Origin of the sequence: Mycetocola sp. 2940, from assembly GCF_040548835.1 — a bacterium.
Taxonomy (GTDB): domain Bacteria; phylum Actinomycetota; class Actinomycetes; order Actinomycetales; family Microbacteriaceae; genus Mycetocola_A.
Genome location: NZ_JBEPSK010000026.1, coordinates 1 through 18,728, shown reverse-complemented (window position 1 = coordinate 18,728; position 18,728 = coordinate 1). Strand labels below are relative to the sequence as shown.

The 18,728-nt window shown below is 65.6% G+C and carries 16 protein-coding genes; 12 read left to right on the top strand and 4 right to left on the bottom strand.

Features of this window, described 5'->3' with window-relative positions:
• Positions 1–189: 189 nt before the first annotated feature.
• From ABIE24_RS17485 to ABIE24_RS17470, 4 genes are read right to left on the bottom strand one after another with little or no spacing between them, the layout of a single operon-like run.
• Positions 190–1,197 carry an ABC transporter permease gene (locus ABIE24_RS17485; RefSeq protein WP_354502213.1) on the bottom strand — a complete coding sequence of 336 codons (1,008 nt, stop codon included), beginning with the start codon at positions 1,195–1,197 and terminating at the stop codon, positions 190–192.
• On the bottom strand, positions 1,190–2,203 hold the full coding sequence (locus tag ABIE24_RS17480) for an ABC transporter permease (RefSeq protein ID WP_354502210.1): 1,014 nt from the start codon (positions 2,201–2,203) through the stop codon (positions 1,190–1,192). The genes ABIE24_RS17485 and ABIE24_RS17480 overlap by 8 nt, the downstream gene beginning before the upstream one ends.
• Positions 2,200–3,738 carry a sugar ABC transporter ATP-binding protein gene (locus ABIE24_RS17475; protein ID WP_354502208.1) on the bottom strand — a complete coding sequence of 513 codons (1,539 nt, stop codon included), beginning with the start codon at positions 3,736–3,738 and terminating at the stop codon, positions 2,200–2,202. The genes ABIE24_RS17480 and ABIE24_RS17475 overlap by 4 nt, the downstream gene beginning before the upstream one ends.
• 28 nt (positions 3,739–3,766) lie before the next feature.
• A complete protein-coding gene (locus tag ABIE24_RS17470) occupies positions 3,767–4,849 on the bottom strand; it encodes a substrate-binding domain-containing protein (RefSeq protein WP_354502205.1) in 1,083 nt (360 codons plus the stop codon).
• Positions 4,850–5,075: 226 nt separating this feature from the next.
• On the opposite strand from ABIE24_RS17470, the gene ABIE24_RS17465 reads away from it, so the two are divergent.
• The 12 genes from ABIE24_RS17465 (at position 5,076) to ABIE24_RS17410 (ending at position 18,306) form a co-directional block, all read left to right on the top strand.
• Entirely contained in the window at positions 5,076–6,170 is a 1,095-nt protein-coding gene (locus ABIE24_RS17465) for a Gfo/Idh/MocA family protein (RefSeq protein ID WP_354502202.1), read from the top strand.
• Between the two features lie 62 nt (positions 6,171–6,232).
• Positions 6,233–7,147 (top strand): sugar phosphate isomerase/epimerase family protein, encoded by a 915-nt coding sequence (locus tag ABIE24_RS17460; RefSeq protein WP_354502199.1) that lies wholly within the window; start codon positions 6,233–6,235, stop codon positions 7,145–7,147.
• Between the two features lie 3 nt (positions 7,148–7,150).
• Positions 7,151–7,912: an SDR family NAD(P)-dependent oxidoreductase gene (locus tag ABIE24_RS17455; protein WP_354502196.1), complete on the top strand. Its 762-nt coding sequence runs from the start codon at positions 7,151–7,153 to the stop codon at positions 7,910–7,912.
• Positions 7,913–7,916: 4 nt separating this feature from the next.
• Positions 7,917–9,056, top strand: a complete 1,140-nt coding sequence (locus tag ABIE24_RS17450; protein ID WP_354502193.1) for an aldose 1-epimerase family protein — start codon at positions 7,917–7,919, stop codon at positions 9,054–9,056.
• Entirely contained in the window at positions 9,053–10,273 is a 1,221-nt protein-coding gene (locus ABIE24_RS17445) for a CaiB/BaiF CoA transferase family protein (protein WP_354502190.1), read from the top strand. Before ABIE24_RS17450 ends, ABIE24_RS17445 begins: the two co-directional genes overlap by 4 nt.
• On the top strand, positions 10,270–11,436 hold the full coding sequence (locus ABIE24_RS17440; protein WP_354502187.1) for an extracellular solute-binding protein: 1,167 nt from the start codon (positions 10,270–10,272) through the stop codon (positions 11,434–11,436). Before ABIE24_RS17445 ends, ABIE24_RS17440 begins: the two co-directional genes overlap by 4 nt.
• Positions 11,433–12,215, top strand: a complete 783-nt coding sequence (locus ABIE24_RS17435) for an enoyl-CoA hydratase/isomerase family protein (protein ID WP_354502184.1) — start codon at positions 11,433–11,435, stop codon at positions 12,213–12,215. Before ABIE24_RS17440 ends, ABIE24_RS17435 begins: the two co-directional genes overlap by 4 nt.
• Positions 12,216–12,230: 15 nt before the next feature.
• Positions 12,231–13,418: a fumarylacetoacetate hydrolase family protein gene (locus ABIE24_RS17430; RefSeq protein WP_354502181.1), complete on the top strand. Its 1,188-nt coding sequence runs from the start codon at positions 12,231–12,233 to the stop codon at positions 13,416–13,418.
• A 62-nt stretch (positions 13,419–13,480) separates the two neighbouring features.
• Positions 13,481–14,476 carry a LacI family DNA-binding transcriptional regulator gene (locus ABIE24_RS17425; RefSeq protein ID WP_354502179.1) on the top strand — a complete coding sequence of 332 codons (996 nt, stop codon included), beginning with the start codon at positions 13,481–13,483 and terminating at the stop codon, positions 14,474–14,476.
• Between the two features lie 26 nt (positions 14,477–14,502).
• Positions 14,503–16,053, top strand: a complete 1,551-nt coding sequence (locus tag ABIE24_RS17420) for an aldehyde dehydrogenase (NADP(+)) (protein ID WP_354502176.1) — start codon at positions 14,503–14,505, stop codon at positions 16,051–16,053.
• A 128-nt stretch (positions 16,054–16,181) separates the two neighbouring features.
• Positions 16,182–17,336: a peptidoglycan-binding domain-containing protein gene (locus ABIE24_RS17415; RefSeq protein WP_354502173.1), complete on the top strand. Its 1,155-nt coding sequence runs from the start codon at positions 16,182–16,184 to the stop codon at positions 17,334–17,336.
• Positions 17,337–17,403: 67 nt separating this feature from the next.
• Positions 17,404–18,306 (top strand): hypothetical protein, encoded by a 903-nt coding sequence (locus ABIE24_RS17410; RefSeq protein ID WP_354502170.1) that lies wholly within the window; start codon positions 17,404–17,406, stop codon positions 18,304–18,306.
• Positions 18,307–18,728: the final 422 nt, after the last annotated feature.

Below are 18,728 nucleotides of genomic sequence, written 5' to 3'. Positions count from 1 at the left end.
TGCACCATCGTGGCCGTGTCAACGATGTCTCGATACATGCCGCACGTCCTCGATGTCCCGACACATCTGTCAACGATGTCCTGAAACCAGACACCACCGCCACCGCCAGATTGACCAGAATCAGCGCCTCTTTCGAGAGGCGCTGATTCTGTTTTCCCTCTGTTTTCCTGCGGCCGGTCGAGGGCGCACTCAGTGTCGATCCCGCCCGTATGCTCCCAGCACGGCAAGGATGATGAGCCCGTAGATCAGGTTCTGCATCGTCGCGCCGAGGTTGAACACCGCCACGAGGGTCGCCACCTGCCCGAGCACGAGCGCACCGACCAGCGTCCCGATCATCGACCCTCGACCCCCGAACATCGAGGCGCCTCCGACGATCACGGCGGCGACCGAGCCGAGCAGGTAGGAATTGCCCATCGTCACCTCGGCTTGCGAGAAGTAGCCGACGATGACGACGCCAGCGAACGCGGCGAGCAGTCCCGAGAGAGCGTAACCCGCAATTCGGATGCGTGCGACCGGCTGGCCTGCGAGGCGCGCGGCGTTCTCGCGCGAGCCGACCAGGAAGAGTGAGCGACCCCATCCCGTATAACTCAGCAGCGCTTGAAGTACCAGCATGAGGACGAGAGCGGTGGGAAGGACCGCGGCAACCTGGATGCCGAAGACATCGATACGGGCCGACGTGAACGATGTGACGAGGTCGGGCACGACGGTCAGTTCCGAGAGCGGGAAGTTGAGAAGCACGACGCCGAACAGGAGCCCGTTCATCGCGATCGTGGTGACGATCGGCGTGAGCCCGACTTTCGCAACGATCAGCCCGTTCGCCATGCCCACGACGATCCCACCGCCAAGAGCCAGCAGCAATGCGACGACGGGTCCGAAGGATCCTGTCCAGGTGAGGAACCCCAGAGCCGCGAAGGCGATCGTGTTCGGCACGGAAAGATCGATCCCGCCCTGGATGACGGCGATCGTCTGCCCGTAGGAGGCGATCGCGAGGATGGCAGCAAAAGTCGCCGTGCTGAGAAGGCCCGGCAGGGTGAACAGTGAGGGGCGTAACAGCCCGCCAATGATGAACAGGGCCAGGAAGATCGCCAGCCCCCACCCCGCCCGTGGCATCCGCGACGAAAGCCGTGCCACAAGGGATTGTGTGGCGGGGACAGGTGGCTCGCCCTGGGCGACCGGAATTGCTTGCGTGTCAATCATGGGGTCCTCTCCGCAGAGCCGCAGCGCGGATGCTGACCTGGACGATCTTCGGGATGACCACGACGGCCAGGATGATGAGTGCACTGATCACGTACTGCCAGTACGAATTGATGCCGGCGAAGAACAGCAGGTTGCCCACCATGCCGAGGATTGCCGCGGCGAGAACGGTGCCCAGAATGCTGCCCCGACCGCCGACGAAAGCGGCACCCGAGAGCGCCACGACCGCGATCGAGTTGAGGAGGTACGGGTCGCCGCTGCGTGGATCGCCTGTCAGGGTGGAGCCCGCGAGGATCACCGCCCCGAGCGACACGATGCCGCCCGAAACCATGAACGTCACCATGATCGTCAGCCGCGGCTTGAGTCCTGCCGACTGCACGGCTACGCGGCCTGAACCGACGCCATAGATCTGGCGGCCGAGCGCCGTGCGCTGCAGAAAGAACCACAGTCCGACGGCGACGAGAGTGAGCCAGACGAGTGAGACGGGAACGAACGGCACGAGCTCGCCGCCCGTGATCAGGTAGATCGATTTGTTCAGCGCCCCGCCGGGGCGATCCAGGATCTGTCGCGCGAGCGCGGCGTAAATGAAGGCGGTGGCGAGGGTCACGGCAATCGCCGGCAGATTGGCGTACGCGACCAGCGCCCCGTTGATCGCGCCACAGAGCACGCCGACGGCGATGCAGAGGAGCAGCGCCCCTGGTCCGCTCAGTCCCGCAATCTGCGTTGCAAAGACCACGTTGCAGAGGCTCGTGATCGCGCCGATCGAGATGTCGATGCCGCCGATCAACACGATCAGCAACTGGCCGAGCGCGATGAGAGCCAGCGGAACGATGAGGTTGGCGGCCGACTGCAACTGGAAGCGGGTCAGGAGGCCCGGGTTGACGATCAGATAGATCGCGAAGAACGCAACGAACGCGACGACCGGGGCGAAGGCGCCCTGACGTTGCAGGCGGCGGAGGCCCGAGCGCATGCGCACCGGAGTGGGGGCGGAAGCCGTCAGCGCGGTCATGCTGTTCCCACCGCCGCTCCGATGATCGTATCGGGCGTGATCTGGTCGCCCTCCAGAACGCGGGCCACACGGCCCCGGTACAGCACGGCGACTCGATGGCACAGGTGCACGAGTTCCTCCACTTCTGTCGAAAACCAGATGATCGCCACGCCGTTGTCGGCGAGCGAAAGCATGGCCTCGTAGAGCTCCTGCTTCGCGCGAACGTCAATGCCGCGTGTCGGGTCGTGCAGCAGCAGCACCAAACGCTTGCGGTCGATCCAGCGGCCGAAGACGACCTTCTGCTGATTGCCGCCCGAGAGGGCGTCGACCGTTTCGTGAGGGCCGCGAGTGCGGACACTCAGGGCGCCGAGAACTCCGTCGATCCATGGGCGTTCCCGCCGCAACTGCAGCGGCCCTCCGGGGGAGACCGGCCGAAGCCACGGCGCGAGCAGATTCTCGCCCACGCTGAGGCTCAGCGCCAGCCCCTCGGTCTTGCGATCCTCGGGTACAAAGCCGATGCCGCGTTTGACAGCGGAATAGGGCGACAGCCGGCGTACGGGCTTGCCGCCCACCCGCCACACTTCGGCGTGTGCCGGGGCCGCGCCGAACAGGCAGCGCAAGAGCTCGGTCTGGCCCTGCCCCTGCAGGCCGCCGATCCCGACAATCTCACCGGCACGGGCGGTCAGGTCCACGCCCGACACCGACTCGGAGCGGAGGCCCCGCACCTCCAGTGCGACCGGCGCGTCCGCGGCGGGTACAGGCGGCGGATCGGGGAAATGGCGGCGCGCGGTGCGTCCCGCCATGAGGGAGACGAGGTCGTCGTCCGACCACGAGCCCCGCTCGAACGTTCCGACGGATGCCCCGTCGCGCAGCACCGTCCCCCGGTCGGCGATCTCGGCGATCTCGCTGAGGCGGTGCGACACGTAAATGATGCCTACCCCGCGCGCGGTGAGCGCACGGACTTGAGAGAAGAGCCAGTCCACACCAACAGCGCTGAGCGCCGAGGACGCCTCGTCGAGGATCAGCAGGCGTGGCTCGGCCGAGATGGCGCGGACGATCTCGATGACCTGGCGGTCGGCGAGACGGAGGTCGCTGAGCGGCGCCGACGGATCGAGGTGGGTCACGCCGAGTTCGTCCAGCAGCCGGGCGGAGTTCTCCTGGGCTCGCTTCTGCGAGAAGGTGCCGCGCCCGCGTTTGTCGGGAAGCATCAGGTTCTCGGCGACGGTCCAATCGGGCACGAGCGCGAGCTCCTGGAATGCGCATGCCACACCGCGGGTTCGTGCCTCCGCAATCGAGGATGCCTGAAACGGCTTGCCGTCGAAAGTGATTGTGCCGGAAGTCTGTTCAGTTGCCCCGGCGAGGATGCGGGAGACCGTGCTCTTTCCGGCGCCATTCTCGCCGACAAGGGCGAGCACTTCGCCCGGCCAGCAGGTGAAGCTCGCACCGGTTAGCGCCCGCACGGCGCCATAGGTTTTCGTCACATCGGAGGCCACGAGGAGTGGCCCCCGCCCGGGCGCCGCCACTGATGCGGTGCCCAGGCGAGGATCGTTCTGCATTGCGTTCCCTTCAAACTCGTCGCTCGGGCTATTTCTGGTAGAACGCAAGGACCTCGTCCACCGTCAGATCCAGACCGGGGAAGTCATACCCAAGCTGGAAGTTGTCGGCCTGGTCGGGCAGGCAGTACTCAGCGGCGTTCTCATCGGTGATCTCCAGCGGCGGGAAGAACTGCTGCTGCTCGATGCTCTCGCCTTCGAGCAGGAGGACCGCCTGCTCCAGGCCCTTGGCGTAGATCGCGGGCTGGCCGAACACCATGTTCCCCACCAACCCGTCGGGTGCGCTGTCGACGAGCGTGCATGCCTCGCCGTTGTAGCCGGAGCCACCCACCACGGGAACGTACTCGATCCCAGCGTCTGAGAACGCTGCGGGGATGCCCTGGCCGCCCGTCAGAAACGAGTAGACGCCGCCCAGGTCGGGGTTGGACTGCAGAATTTGCGCCATGTTCTTCTGCGCGTCGGCCTCGTTCCACCCGTTCGTGCCCTGGGCCACGATGTTCGCTCCACCCTCGGTCAGGATTTCCTCGACGCCGGGCATCGACCCGTCATTGAGTGGCACTCCGGCGAGGCCCTCGAGTACCGCAACGTCCTTGTTGTCCCCGAGCTGTGAGACGAGCCACTCGGCGCCGACCGTTCCGGCGTTCGCCCAGTCGGTCGAGACCGTGTAGACGTATTCGTTCTCGTACGGGCCACCGTTGGCGACGACCGGGATGCCGGCGGCTTCGGCCTGCGCGATGGCAGCGTCGGCTCCCGTGGCGGATGCTGGGTCGAAGAGAATCGCGTCGACTCCTTCGGCGATGAGGTTCTGAATCGCGGCGTTCTGCTGTGCCGCGTCGTTGTCGTTCGTCCGGACGATTTTGAGCTCGACCTTGTCTTTGTACTCGGGACGGGCCGCGAGCGCCTGCAGCGATGCAAGCCCCATCTCGCGCCATGCCTGGCCGCCGAGCGGCTGCTGGAACCCGATGACGAACTTCTCGCCGTCGCCCGCTGCGCCACCGCCACCGCCGGTCTCCGCGGGGGCTGAGGTGCACCCGCTGACGAGGCTCGCGGTGACCGCGATGGCTGCTATCGATGCTCCGAAGGCAATGCGCTTCCTGATGCGTGCTGACTGCATTTCTTCTCCTTTGAAATATGCGTCAGGTCGAAAATCCGACCTCGCCTCCGTCGACGTTGGCGGGGCTCACAATCGTCAGAGGCTGTCAGTTGACGAATGCTGCTGGGGAGACTACCGTAAGTTTGACAGCGCTGCCAGTAGCGCTGTCACGGATTTTGACCGGCGGTCGAACGTCACCGGATCCGTGCACCGGATATCGCAATGTCGCGACGAAGTGAGGACTGAGATGGATTCAGTGGATGCGCCGGATTTCGCGCCGGACGTCACCGTCCGCGAGCGGGGATACCGGATCGGGGCGATAGGAGCCGGCATGATCATGGCCGATGTGCATCTCGAGGCGTATCGGCTCGCCGGCTTTCACGTCGCGGCCCTCGCCTCGCGGACGGAGGCCAAAGCTCGTGCGCTCGCCGAGCGCTACGGCATCCCGACGGTGCACGCGACTCCGCTCGACCTGATCGCCGATCCTGGGATCGACATCGTCGACATTGCCTTCCCGCCAGATCAACAGCCCGCCCTCATTCGCGCCGCGCTCGCCCAGGGGCATGTGAAGGCCGTGCTCGCGCAGAAGCCGCTAGCCCTGACCCTCGAAGAGGCCGTGGCTCTCCGCGACGAGGCCGCCGCGGCCGGCAAGATCCTCTCGGTCAACCAGAACATGCGTTACGACCAGTCGATCCGCGTACTCAGCCAGATCCTCGAGCGTGGCGACCTGGGCGAGCCCGTCTTCGCGTCGATCACGATGCACGCAATACCGCATTGGCAGTCCTTTCTCGAGGGATACGACCGCCTCACGCTGGCCAACATGAGCGTTCACCACCTCGACGCCCTGCGCTTCCTGTTCGGCGACCCCGACGAAATCAGCACTGTGGCCCGCACCGATCCGCGCACGGCTTTCGCACATGAGGACGGGATCGTTGTCTCGACCCTGCGATTCCCATCGGGTTTACTTGCGCTTTCGCTCGAGGACGTCTGGTCGGGCCCTCGCGAAGAGGGGTACGACTCGGATGCCTCGATCACGTGGCGTGTGGAAGGCACGGCGGGGGTGGCCAAAGGCACGATTGGCTGGCCGACGGGAGACCCCTCGACCCTGACGTACGCCTCGACCACGACCACCGACGGCAGCTGGGTCACTCCCACCTGGGACACCCACTGGTTCCCACACGCTTTCATCGGCGTTATGGAGCAGTTACAGTACGCCCTCGCCTCAGGCACTGAGCCGGAGTTGACCGTGGCCGACAATGTGCGCACGATCGCGCTCATCGAGGCAGGCTACCTCTCCATCCGCGAGAACCGGCCGGTCCGCGTCTCCGAGATTTCCGCCTGAGCCACCATCTGAACTTCCCCTCTCCGCACACCGACCATCCACATGCAAAGGAGCAAGTAACAATGATTCAAGTCGGCATCTTCTCGGGGTACTTCCCGTACGACCTCGAAACCACCGCCACCAAGATTCGCCAGCTCGGGTTCAACACGGTGCAGCTCGACCTGCACTTCACCGACGTCGATCTGTCGGCGGGTCAGATCACCGCAGAGAAAGCAAAACGGGTGCGCGACACGTTCCGCGCGCACGACTTGCCGATCTGCGCGATCTCGGGCTATACGAACATCGTGCACCCCGATCTCGACGAACGCGCGCGCCGCGTCGAGTACCTCAAGGAAATCATCCGCAACGCGCGCGCCTTCGGCACCCCGTACGTCATCTCGGAGTCGGGTACCTTCAACGCAGACAGCGACTGGGTGCACGACGACAAGAACAAAACGGCCGAGGGCTACGACACCGCACTCGCGGTGCTCGCCGACCTCACACAGACCGCCTATGACCATGGCGCGACGTTCCTGCTCGAGACGTATGTGAACAACGTGATCGGCTCTCTCGAAGAGACCGAACGCGTGTTCAACGATATCAAGGGCCCGGGCATCGAGCTTCTCATGGACCCGACCAACTACTTCGAGACCCACAACATCGACAACCAGCAGCAGGTGCTGGGCGACGTGTTCAACAACCTCGGTGACCGCGTGCGGATCGCCCACGCCAAGGACGTCAAGCGCTCAGGCGACGACAAGACCGAGAAGCACGCCGACATCGGCGACGAGAACGCGCTTGAGTCCCACACGTTCCGCGGCGTCGGCGAGATCGAACTTCCCGCGGCGGGGCTCGGTGAACTCGACTACGAGTTCTACGTCAAGTGCCTCTCGGAGAAGAGCCCCAATGTCCCTCTCATCATCGAGCACCTCGATGAGTCGGACGTACCGCGGGCCAAGAAGTTCGTCGACGACGTCCTGACGAAGATCGGGGTCTGAAGCATGACACCTGACCCGTCGGCGCCCAGGGGCTCCGTCGTCGTTACCGGCGCAGGCGGCGCCCTTGGCCGCGCGATCGCCCTGCGACTGGGCGCTGACGGGTTCAAGGTCGGCCTGCTCGGCCGAGAGAGCGACTTGCTGCGCGAGACGGCGAGCCTGCTCGAGGCCGCGGGCGTCGCGCACCGTGTGCTCCCCGCCGACCTGCGCGATCCTGCCGCGATCGAGGCCGCGATCAACGAAACCGAGCGCGAACTCGGCCCGATCAGCGCCCTGATCAACAACGCGGCGATCTACCCTCCCACTCCCTTCCTCGACATTTCCGTCGAGGAGTACGAAGACGTGGTGCGGGTCAACCAGACAGGCTACTTCCTGGCCGCGCAACACGCCGCGCGACTCATGGTCGAGCGGCGAAGCGGCAGCATCGTCAACATTGGCTCGATCACCTTTCATGGCGGTTGGGCCGATCTCGCAAGCTACGTCTCCACGAAGGGCGCATGCGTCGGGTTGACCCGTGCTCTCGCACGCGAACTCGGGCCACGCGGCATTCGCGTCAATTGCGTCTCGCCGGGAGCCTTTCCTACCAAGGCCGAGGAGATCCACGAGAACCCCGCCGAGTACAGCCAGTTCGTCCTCGATCGGCAGTCCCTGAAGCGGCGCGGTACAGATGCGGAACTCGCGGCGGTCGTTTCATTCCTGATCGGACCGGATGCCGCCTTCGTGACCGGGCAGACAATCAATGTCGATGGCGGATGGATTATGGAGTGATGAGATGACGTTTCCCGACAGCAAGCCTTCGACGGTCGACCTGCGCCGCCGCACAGGAGACCTCGCGGCGTTCGCCGGCATCCAGGAGGTCGTCCTCAAAAACGGGCGCGAAGAGGGAGTGCGCGCCCTTCTCATGCGTAACGCGTCAGGCCTCGAGGTGGAGGTGCTCATCGATCGGGCGTTCGACCTCGGATCGGCACGGTTCCAGGGGCGCCCTTTCGGCTGGCGCAGCGGCAACGGTTTCCGCCATCCCGGGCTTCACGAAGCGGATGCGGAGGACGGCCTCTCCTGGCTGCGCGCACTGGACGGCCTGCTCGTCACGGGCGGGTTGGACCACGCGCTCTTCGGAGGCGAATTCGACGCCACACACTATGCGTACCCGCCCAAGCAGACCATACGGCATGGCCTCCACGGCCGGCTGACCGCCATCCCCGCGCGCCTGTTGCGTGTCGAAGAGGCATGGGACGAACACGGCGGAACGCTCCGGGTGGTCGGAGAGATCGTGCAGGCCACGTCGTTCGGTGAGCACCTGCGTCTCACACGCACCATCGAACTCGACGTCTTCGGCAGCGAGGTGCGCATTCATGACGTCGTCGACAACCTGGGGTTCGAGCCCACCCCCCACATGTTCCTGTACCACCTCAACCTTGGTCATCCGATCGTGGACGAGGGTACGCGCTTCGTTGCCTCGATGTCGGGCCACGAGTGGGCGTCGGACTCGACGACCGAGCAGGGTGTCGCCTACGACACGCTCTCGAAGCCAATCGACGGCTTCGTCGAACAGGTCTGGGAGCACACCCTGATCGGCGGCTCCGACGGACGGCACCGCGTCGCACTACACGCCGCAGACGGACGCTCCGGTGTCGAGGTGTCGTGGGACGCCGCCGCCCAGCCCTACTTCTTCGAGTGGCAGAACCTGCGCTCGGGTCAATACGGAGTCGGTCTGGAGCCCTCAAGCCACCACGTCACCGGCGAACAGGCAGCCCGGGACGACGGCAGCATGATCTGGCTCGCGCACGGGGAGTCGCGGGTGTACGACCTCTCTGTTCGCATCCTCGCTGATGCGGATGATGTGCGTACCTCGCTCGAGAGAATCCGGGCGACCGGAGACCAGCCCAACCCAAGAACGGACGTGACGCCATGACCGAATCGACCCCCGCGACGTCGGGCATCCTGGCGGGATACCGCGTGCTCGACTGCTCGATCGCCATGGCCGGGCCTTTTGCCGGACAGCGCCTCGGCGATCTGGGTGCCGACGTCATCAAGATCGAGCCGACGACGGGTGAGTGGCAGCGCCACTCGGCGGCGGGCGGAGCGCGCGGTAACCGCATCAACGTCTCGTTCCTCTCGCTCAACCGCAACAAGCGCTCTGTCGCCGTCGACCTGAAGGCGCCGGAGGGACGAGACCTGCTCTACCGGCTGGTTTCGAAATCCGACGTCTTCCTGCAAAATTATCGACCCGGTGTGGCCGCCCGCCTGGGCGTCGACTACGAGTCGTTGCGCGCCGTCAACCCCGCCATCGTCTACGTGTCGATTTCGGGTTATGGAGAAGACGGCCCGTACCGCGATCGCCCCGGCCAGGATCTTTTGCTGCAGGCACTCAGCGGGGCGATGCTCTCGGCGGGGGCGACTGGCACGCCGCCGCAGGCGGCGGGCCAGTACCTCGTAGACGCGGTCACGGCGTCGACAGCGTTCGAGGCTGTGCTTGCCGCTTTGTTGCACCGTGAGCGCACGGGCGAAGGGCAGCAGGTCACCGTGAACATGCTCGACGTGATCACGACCCTGCAGATGCAGGAGATCTCGGTCTTCACGATGGGCGGCGTGCCGCAGGAGCGCAGCGCTGAGCCACACGCCCACGTTTACATCCGCTCCCCGTACGGAACCTTCGCGACGACGGACGGCTATCTCGCACTCGCGATGCCGCACTTGCCGACGCTGGGGGACCTCATCGACGAGCCGTCCTTCGCGTCGATGGACGGCGAGGCCGACGGCTGGTCGCGCCGCGACGAGATCTACGCGAAGGTGGCTGCACGGCTCGCCACCCGGAGCACGGCGGAGTGGTACGGGGTGCTGAGCGGTGCCGGTATCTGGGTCGCACCTGTGTACTCTTACGCGGATCTCGTCGATGACGAGCAGATCAAACACAACGGGACGTTCGTCGAGTATGAGCACCCGACTGAGGGTCACGTCAAGACGCCGGGCTTCCCTTACCGCTTCTCACGAACTCCCGCGCGTGTCGACCGTGGAGCTCCTCTGGCAGGCGAGCACACTCGCGAGATCCTTGCCGAAGTGGGGATGACGCCGTCGGAGATCGATTTCCTCGCCACGTCGGGCGTCGTGGCCACGGCATCCGTGTCATGACAGAGCCCTTCCTCGGACTCACCTGGGACCACCCCCGTGGACGCCGGGCGCTGGAGGCTGCCTCGGAGCTCTGGCGCGATTCGGGACTCGACCTGACATGGCACGCGCAGTCGCTCGAAGGCTTCGAGTCGGCACCGATAGCCGAGCTCGCGGAGCGCTACGACCTCCTCGTGCTCGATCACCCTCACCTCGGAGACGCCCTGGCGAGCGGGTGCCTCAGGCCCATGGAGGAGGTCGTCGGGGAAGGAGTACTAGCCGCCCTGTCGACGCGGGTGGTCGGGCCCTCGCTGGATTCGTATCGTCTCGGTGGCTTCACGTGGGCACTCCCCTTGGATGCTGCGACCCAGGTGAGCGCCTGCCGTCCCGACCTGCTGACCGACGTGCCGGAGACCTGGGACGATGTGATCCGGGTCTCGCACGAGGTGCCCGTGGCGCTCTCACTCTCGGGACCGCACGCCTACCTGACCTTCGCGTCGCTGTGCCAGAGCCTCGGCGCGCCGCTGGCAACGGGGGCATCCGCCGCTATCGTCGACGAGTCGGTCGGCACCGAAGCCCTCCAGATCCTGTCCGACATCACCACCCGGTCACCACAGGGCGCAGCGTCGCAGAACCCGATCGGGCTGCTCGAGCGCATGACAAGGACAGACGAGGTCGCTTTCATCCCGCTCGTGTATGGCTATGTGGGCTATGCCGACATCAGCCGCGACCGAGCGGTGAGTTTCGGGCCGGCGCCAAGGGGGCCGGAAGGGCACATCGGCTCGACGATCGGCGGGACCGGAATCGCTGTCACCGCCCGGGCGACGGTAACCGACACGCTGCGCAGACACCTGCTCTGGCTGCTTTCTGACGACGTCCAAACGACATTCATCCCCCAGAATGAAGGCCAACCATCCCTGGCGACGGCCTGGGAGAGTGAGCGTGTCAACGCTTCCGTTGGTGATTTCTATCGTCACACCCGGGGGAGCATCGATCGATCCTGGGTTCGGCCGAGATTTGAGGGGTTCCCGGCGACGCAGGCGCGCCTGTCGACCGCCGTTCGTGCGGGAGTGGTCGGGGGCGCGTCGGCCCAGGACACCCTCGAGCAACTGACGAGCATACAGAATTCCGCGGTGAAGGCAGCCATGGGCAGCCGACCCCGTGACAACCAAGGAGTCGGAACATGATCAGCAGCACGATTGACGAGATAGCTGTCAGCACAGACACGCACGTCGTCCTTGTGACACTCAACCGGCCGGCGAAGCTCAACGCTGTCACGCCCGAGATGTCGAAGGAACTCACCCGCATCGCACTCGCCATCAACGATGACCCGGACGTTCGCGTCGTCGTGCTGACCGGGGCGGGTGATCGAGCCTTTTGCGCCGGCTCCGACATCCGCGCCCTGGACGGCTACGACTCGCCATGGGATTTCCGTAACCGCCTCGACTATTGCGACGCCCTGCGCGAGGTGCGCAAGCCCATCATCGCGGCGATCAACGGTTACGCGTTCGGCGGCGGCGTCGAGACGGCGATGATCTGCGACATCCGCCTCGCGGCCGAGAACGCGCAGTTGGCCGCGTCCGAGATCAAGCTCGGCTGGATCGGTGGCGGCGGCATGAGCGCCTTTCTGGCTCATTCCGCCGGCCCGAGCAATGCAGCCATGATGTTGCTCACCGGCGATGCGATCGACGCGGAACGCGCGAAGGAATGGGGGCTCGTGTCGGAGGTACACCCGGCCAGCGCGCTGGTGCCCCGTGCCCTCGAACTCGCCCGCACGATCGCGTCCCGGCCCCCTATCGCAGCCGAGACAGCGAAGGCCAACCTGCGCGCAGCCTTCACCATGAACTTCGACGACTCCATGCGCTACGAGCGAGACCTGCAGACCATATGCTTCGCCACTGAGGACGCTGCGGAGGGACGCGCCGCGTTCACCGAAAAGCGCGCCGCGGTGTTTCACGGACGTTGAGAGATCGGAATTACTGTGACCATCGCCCCCACCTGGTTCCCACCGATGGCCGACGCCCTCCCCGTGGACGTCACGGAAGCGACGCTGGTCGGCAGAGTGTGGGAGCCAGCGGTACAAGGCCCCACCCCCGTCGTCGTGAAAGAAGGAGAGGTCTTCTCTCTCGCCCCCCGTTTTGCGACCATCAGTGAACTTTCGGATGAGGCCAATCCCGCCGAATCGGCACGCGACACCGGTGGTGCGTTGCTCGGAACATTCGAGGACATCTACAACAACACCGCTTTCGACACGAGAGACGAAGAACGCCCGTGGTTGCTCGCTCCACACGACCTGCAAGCGGTCAAGGCGGCGGGCGTGACCTTTGCGGTGTCGATGATCGAGCGCGTGATCGAAGAGCGCGCGCGCGGCGACCTGGAGGCGGCAGCCGGTCTGCGCACACTGATCGTCGAGCGCATCGGGGGAGACCTGCGGGGCCTGGTGCCCGGGTCTGAGCGGGCATCCGAGCTCAAAGCGTTCCTCATCGCAGAGGGTCTGTGGTCGCAGTACCTGGAGGTGGGTATCGGGCCGGATGCTGAGATCTTCACCAAGGCTGCGCCCCTGTCGTCGCGGGGGACGGGTGAGCAGATCGGCGTCCTCCGATCGTCAAGCTGGAACAACCCTGAGCCTGAGGTCGCTCTCATCGTGGCGTCGTCAGGCAACATCGTCGGGGCGATGCTTGCGAACGACGTCAACCTGCGCGATGTCGAGGGTCGCAGCGCCCTGCTTCTCCCCAAGGCCAAGGACAACAACGCATCATGCGCGACCGGCCCTTTGATTCGGCTCTTCGACGACGGCTTCGGTATCGACGACGTGCGATCGATGTCTGTGTCGGTCACGGTGCAGGGGACCGACGACTTCACGATGGTGGCGAGTTCGGACATGCTCCAGATCAGTCGTGATCCGGTCGACCTCGTTCACCAGCTCATCGGACCCCACCATCAGTACCCGGATGGCGCGATACTCATGCTCGGCACTCTCTTCGCCCCGATCGAAGACCGCGACGCTCCAGGAAAGGGGTTCACCCATAAACTGGACGACGTCGTCACGATCGCCTCTCCCAGCCTCGGTGCGCTGGTGAACGTTGTGAAATATAGCGAGGAGTGCGCTCCGTGGAACTTCGGGGTGTCGGCGCTGATGAGGAACCTGGCGGCAAGAGGAATTCTATGACTCCGGTTGACGACGAGGGGCCATCCCCGATGGCGCGGTTTACGCGACGCAGTACTCATTCCGTGACGCTCGACGAAGTTGCAAAAATCGCCGGCGTCTCGCCGTCGACCGTGTCGCGGGCCGTCCGCAGCCCGGAACTTGTGTCGAAGGCGACATTGACCGCCGTCCTGCAGGCCATCGACGAAACGTCGTACGTCCCGAACCGGGCAGCGAGCAACCTGGCGTCCAATCGCAGTGGCACCGTGGCCGCTGTGATACCCGCCATCTCCTATTCTGTCTTCGCTGATACCGTGCACGGACTCGAGGAAGTGCTTTCCGAGGCGGGAATGCAACTTTTCCTCGGAGCCACGGGCTACGACCTGGACCGCGAGGAGCAGTTGGTGCGCGCGTTCCTTGGTCGGCGCCCCGATGGGATCATCATGGTCGGCTCCCATCACTCTCCTGCCACACGAGAGCTGTTGCGGCGGTCGCGGATCCCCGTGGTGGAGACCTGGGACTGGTCGGATGACCCCATCGGCTCTCTCGTAGGCTTCTCAAACGGTGATGCGTTCGAGCAGATCGTCGACTTTGTGATCAGCAGGGGCTACCGGCATCCCACCTTCGGAGGTTGGCTGGCGGGTGCCGACTCCCGCGCCAGCGCCCGTCGTGACGCATTCCGTGACACAGTCACGCGTCAGCTTCCGGGCGAGCAGATCCGCATCCTCGATACGGGCGGACGCGGCATCAGCGTCGAAGCCGGCAGGTGGCTTCTCGACCGCGCGCTCGCCGACCACCCGGAGACGGACGTGCTCGTGTGCGCGAGCGATATCTTCGCGACCGGCGCGTTGCTCGAGGCCCAGGCCCGAGGGCTCCGCGTGCCAGACGATATCGCCTTAACCGGCTTTGGCGACTTCGAGCTGAGTCAGCACCTGAGCCCTGCCCTCACGACGATCCAAACCCCCGATGATGAGATCGGCCGTCGCGCTGGGCAGCTCATCATTGAGCGCACCGCGGATCTCGATGCCAAGCCCGTGTCGATCGATCTGGGCTTCACCCTGATTGTCCGAGACAGCGCCTGACCACCTCTGCCAGCAAAAGGAGCGAGATGCCATCCACACTGACCACCACCGACCCGCGCACCGGCGAGGATGCGAACACCGGAATCGAGCCGACCACGCCCGAGGGCGTGGACAAGATCGTCGAGCTCGCGGTCGGAGCGGCCACCGAGCTGGCGCGACGAGACCTTGGGTGGCGTGCCGCTCTCCTCGAGTCGCTCGCAGACGCTCTCGAGGAGAAGCGAGCCGAGCTTGTCGCGGTCGCGCAGGGTGAGACTGGCCTCAGCGACGTGCGCCTGGGAGGGGAGCTCACCAGAACGTCGTTCCAGCTGCGGCTGTTCGCCGAGGCCGTGCGCGAGGGCAGTTTCCTTGAGGCAGCGATCGATCACGCAGGCCAGACCCCGATGGGGGTGCAGCCCGACGTGCGACGCATGCTCGTGCCGGTTGGCCCGATCGTCGTCTTCGGTTCAAGCAACTTCCCGTTCGCTTTTTCTGTTCCAGGCGGCGACACTGCCTCGGCTCTCGCTGCGGGCAACCCCGTGATCACGAAGGCCCACAGCGCCCATCCCCTCACCTCACAAGCGAGCTATGAGGCTTTGCGTCTCGGCGCGGCCCGCGCGGGTGCCCCCGCCGGGACCATCGGCATCGTCTACGGCCAGAGTGCAGGCTCCCATCTCGTCGCACACCCCGAGATCGCCGCCGTCGGTTTCACAGGGTCGCTCAGCGCCGCGCGCCATTTGCGAGAGATCATTGAGCAGCGCGACCGGCCGATTCCCTTTTACGGCGAGTTGCAGAGTGTGAACCCGTTCGTCATCACCGAAGCCGCACTCGCGGCACGGACAGATGAGATTGCTTCGGGGCTGGCCAATTCGATCACGGGTTCGGCCGGTCAGCTGTGCACCAAACCGGGAATCGCGTTCATCCCCGCGGGTGCGTCTGGTGACCGGTTTGCGAACGTCGTCGTAGACGCGGTCGCCGCCGCGCCAACCAGTGTGATGCTCAACAAGCGCGTCCTCACCTCCTTCCGCGACGCGGAGCGCTCCCTCGAGCAGGCACCGAAGGTGCAGTCCCTACTCGGTGAGACGGGCGACACGGTCGTGGCTCCGCAGGGCTACAACGTATCCCCGCGGGTGCTCCGAGTGCCGGCGACCGAGTTGACACCTGAGCACACCATCGAGGCTTTCGGGCCCCTGCTGCTGCTCGTCGACTACGACGGTGTCGAGCAGCTGACGGCGGCGCTCGGGCGGGTGCCGGACTCGCTCACGGCGAGTCTGCACCTCGAAGAGGCAGAGGTCGCAGACCTGCACCCGTTGGTGGAGAGCTTGTCGCGCGCCGTGGGCCGCGTCGTCTTCAACGGGTTCCCCACCGGCGTGCGCGTTTCGTGGGCGCAGCATCACGGGGGTCCGTGGCCAGCGACCAACTCGTTTCATACGTCGGTCGGAGTGACAGCGATTCGCCGCTTCCTGAGGCCGCTCGCCTGGCAGAACGCGCCCGAAATGCTTCTTCCGGTCGAGCTGCGCGATGCCACCACTGGGGTGCCACGGCGCATCGATGGGATCATGCATTTGCCCGGGACGCTCAACGACGAGCGGGAGTCATAGGAAGCGGCCCCTGTCGCGGTCAACCCGCCGAGATCGGTGTTGTCACCCGATCCGAGTGATGACTCTGCGGGCCGTCCGGGGTGAACTTCAAGGACCTGGCGCTGGTGTCAGGCGATGAGAAGAGTGGCATGAAAAACGACGCAGTGGGCATGCCGGCGCGCTTGGCGGCGACCGTGCTGGGGGTGGCGATCACGGCGGCCGGGCTTGCCGGCTGCGCGGGGGACAGCAGCAATGTCGACCGGGCTCGGGCACAGGTGACCGCGAAAGAGAAGGCGGTGACCGAGGCAGAGGCGGACCTGGCGGCCGCATCCGGGCAGTTCTGTGGGGCGAGCGAGGACTACATCCTGGCGCTCGACCGGTACGGCGATGTCCTCACCGACAGTGCACCGACCGTCGGCGATGTCCGGGTGGCAGGTGCTGACCTCGCCAAGCCCCGCGAAGCAGCGTTCGAGGATGCCGAAGTAGCTGTGGAAGCCCAGGAGTCGCTCGCGGCAGCCGAGCAGGAGTTGGCCGAAGCCCGCGCGGCTTTGGCGCAGGCCGAGGCCGGCCCGACCGGTACGCCGACCGACACGGGCACCGCGCCCCCGACCCGCGCGCCGCTGGCCCCGGCCGCCACCGTCGACCGGGTCACACAGGCTGAGTCGGAGTTCACTGCCGCGCAGGGGGCGATCACGGACCAGACACCGTTGGCAAGCGCATCCGAGCAGTTCAACAGCGCCGCCGTCGCCCTCGAAATGGCCTGGCTGCGGCTGTTCGTCGACGCCGGATGCATTCCGGACGAGCAACAGCAGAGCGCACAGGCAGCGGTGAGCGCGTACACGGCGGCGCTGCAGCAGGACCTGACCGACGCCGGTTACTACGCCGAGGGCGTGGACGGCGTGTACGGGCCCGCCACGACCGCAGCCGTCGAAGACCTGCAGGAGGCGAACGGGCTGCCGGTCACGGGCACCGTGGACAAGGCGACGTCCGAAGCGCTGCAGGCCGAACTGCTCGCGCTGGGGGGAGCGGCGGCTAAGGAAAGCGTGGCAACCACCGCCGCGGTCCAGCAGACGCTGAAGCTCGCCGGGTTCTGGGACGGACCGGTGGATGGAATCTGGACTCCCGAGTTGACCGAGGCGCTGATGGCCCTCCAGACGGCGTTGGGTGTCGAGCCGACTGGCAACGTGGATGCCATCACGGTCGCGGCTTTCCAGAAGGCGATCGCCGAACTCTCGGAACCGGAAGCGTCACCGACCCCGACCCCCGCGCCGACTCCGTCGCCGGAGCCGTCCGAGGAACCGTAGCGCACCCTCGATCCGTGTGCGACGACATATGGGCGTGATCGGCGCCCGTCGCATTTAGACTGGCGCCGTGAAGAACGCTGCCCCGGTACTTGGTCTCCTGCTCGACGTCGACGGCCCCATCGCCAGTCCGGTGAGCCGGAGTGTCGCCATTCCGAGCATCCCGCGCGACCTCGTCGAGCTCGCCAACGGCGGCATCCCGATCGTGTTCAACACCGGGCGATCGGATGCTTTCATCCGTGAGCAGGTCGTACCCCACCTGATCGCCGCAGGGCTCGCCGCCGATACCCAGGTGTGGGCGATCTGCGAGAAGGGCGCCGTCGTCGCACGGATCACCCCGGACGGACTCGGTGAGATCGAGGTGGATGAGGACCTCGCCGTGCCTGTGGCGTACGGCGACGCGATCCGCGACCTCGTCGCCGGCTCCTACGACGACGTGGTGTTCTTCGACGAGACCAAGCGGGCCATGGTCTCCGTCGAGCAGCGCATCGATGTGTCCGCTGAGCACTTCGCCTCCCGAAGGGACGACTTCGACAACGACGCCGCGCGCGAACTCGAGGCGCGCGGGCTCGGCTTCGAATGGGGGAGCACCGTCGTGACGGATGCCGCCGGCAACGCCCCGTACCGGATCGACCCCACTATCATCTCAACCGACATCGAGTCGGTCCGGCTCGGCAAGGACCTCGGCGCGAGCAAATTCCTCCGCCTGCTCGAGGCTGAGGGCGGCCCCCTTCCCGTCGCCTGGCGCACGCTCGGTGATTCCCGCACCGATTACGCGATGTCCGACTGGCTGCACGAGCACGGATACGACGTCGTGCACGTCGACGTGCGCCCGCTCGACGGCGTGCCCGAGACGCCGTACCCGGTTCTCCACCATCGGGCACTGATCCACGACGACGCGGGTGCCCTGTACCTGGGCGCGTGGGTGCGGATGCTGCGGGGCGAAGCGGGCGACGACAGCGCAGTCGGTTAGTCCCCGGGTCTCGCCACACCCGCGGGATTCCGCGGATGTGCGGCGCGACACGCCCGGGCGGCAGCCACAATTTGCCAGTCCTCCGGATCGAACGTAAAGTTCTTACTTGTCACCCCAAAGGTGCGGCAGAGCGACTAGCTCGCCGGCCTCATGCGGGACCAAATCCAGGTAAAAGAACAGGCACTCTTGAGTGTCGGCGTTCACTGCCTTAGGATATAAAACCTCCACTCGAACAAGCTGAAGCAATTCAGTCGATCGATTTGGTGCGCCGACTCTTTGTCGGGGCCCAAAACGGCCGATTTGACAAAAACTTTTCGAGTGGTAAGTTAGAGAAGTTGCCCTGCGGAGCAGCCCGGAAGGGTGAAAAGCAGGAGCATCCGATCCTTGAGAACTCAACAGCGTGCACAATGTCAAATGCCAAA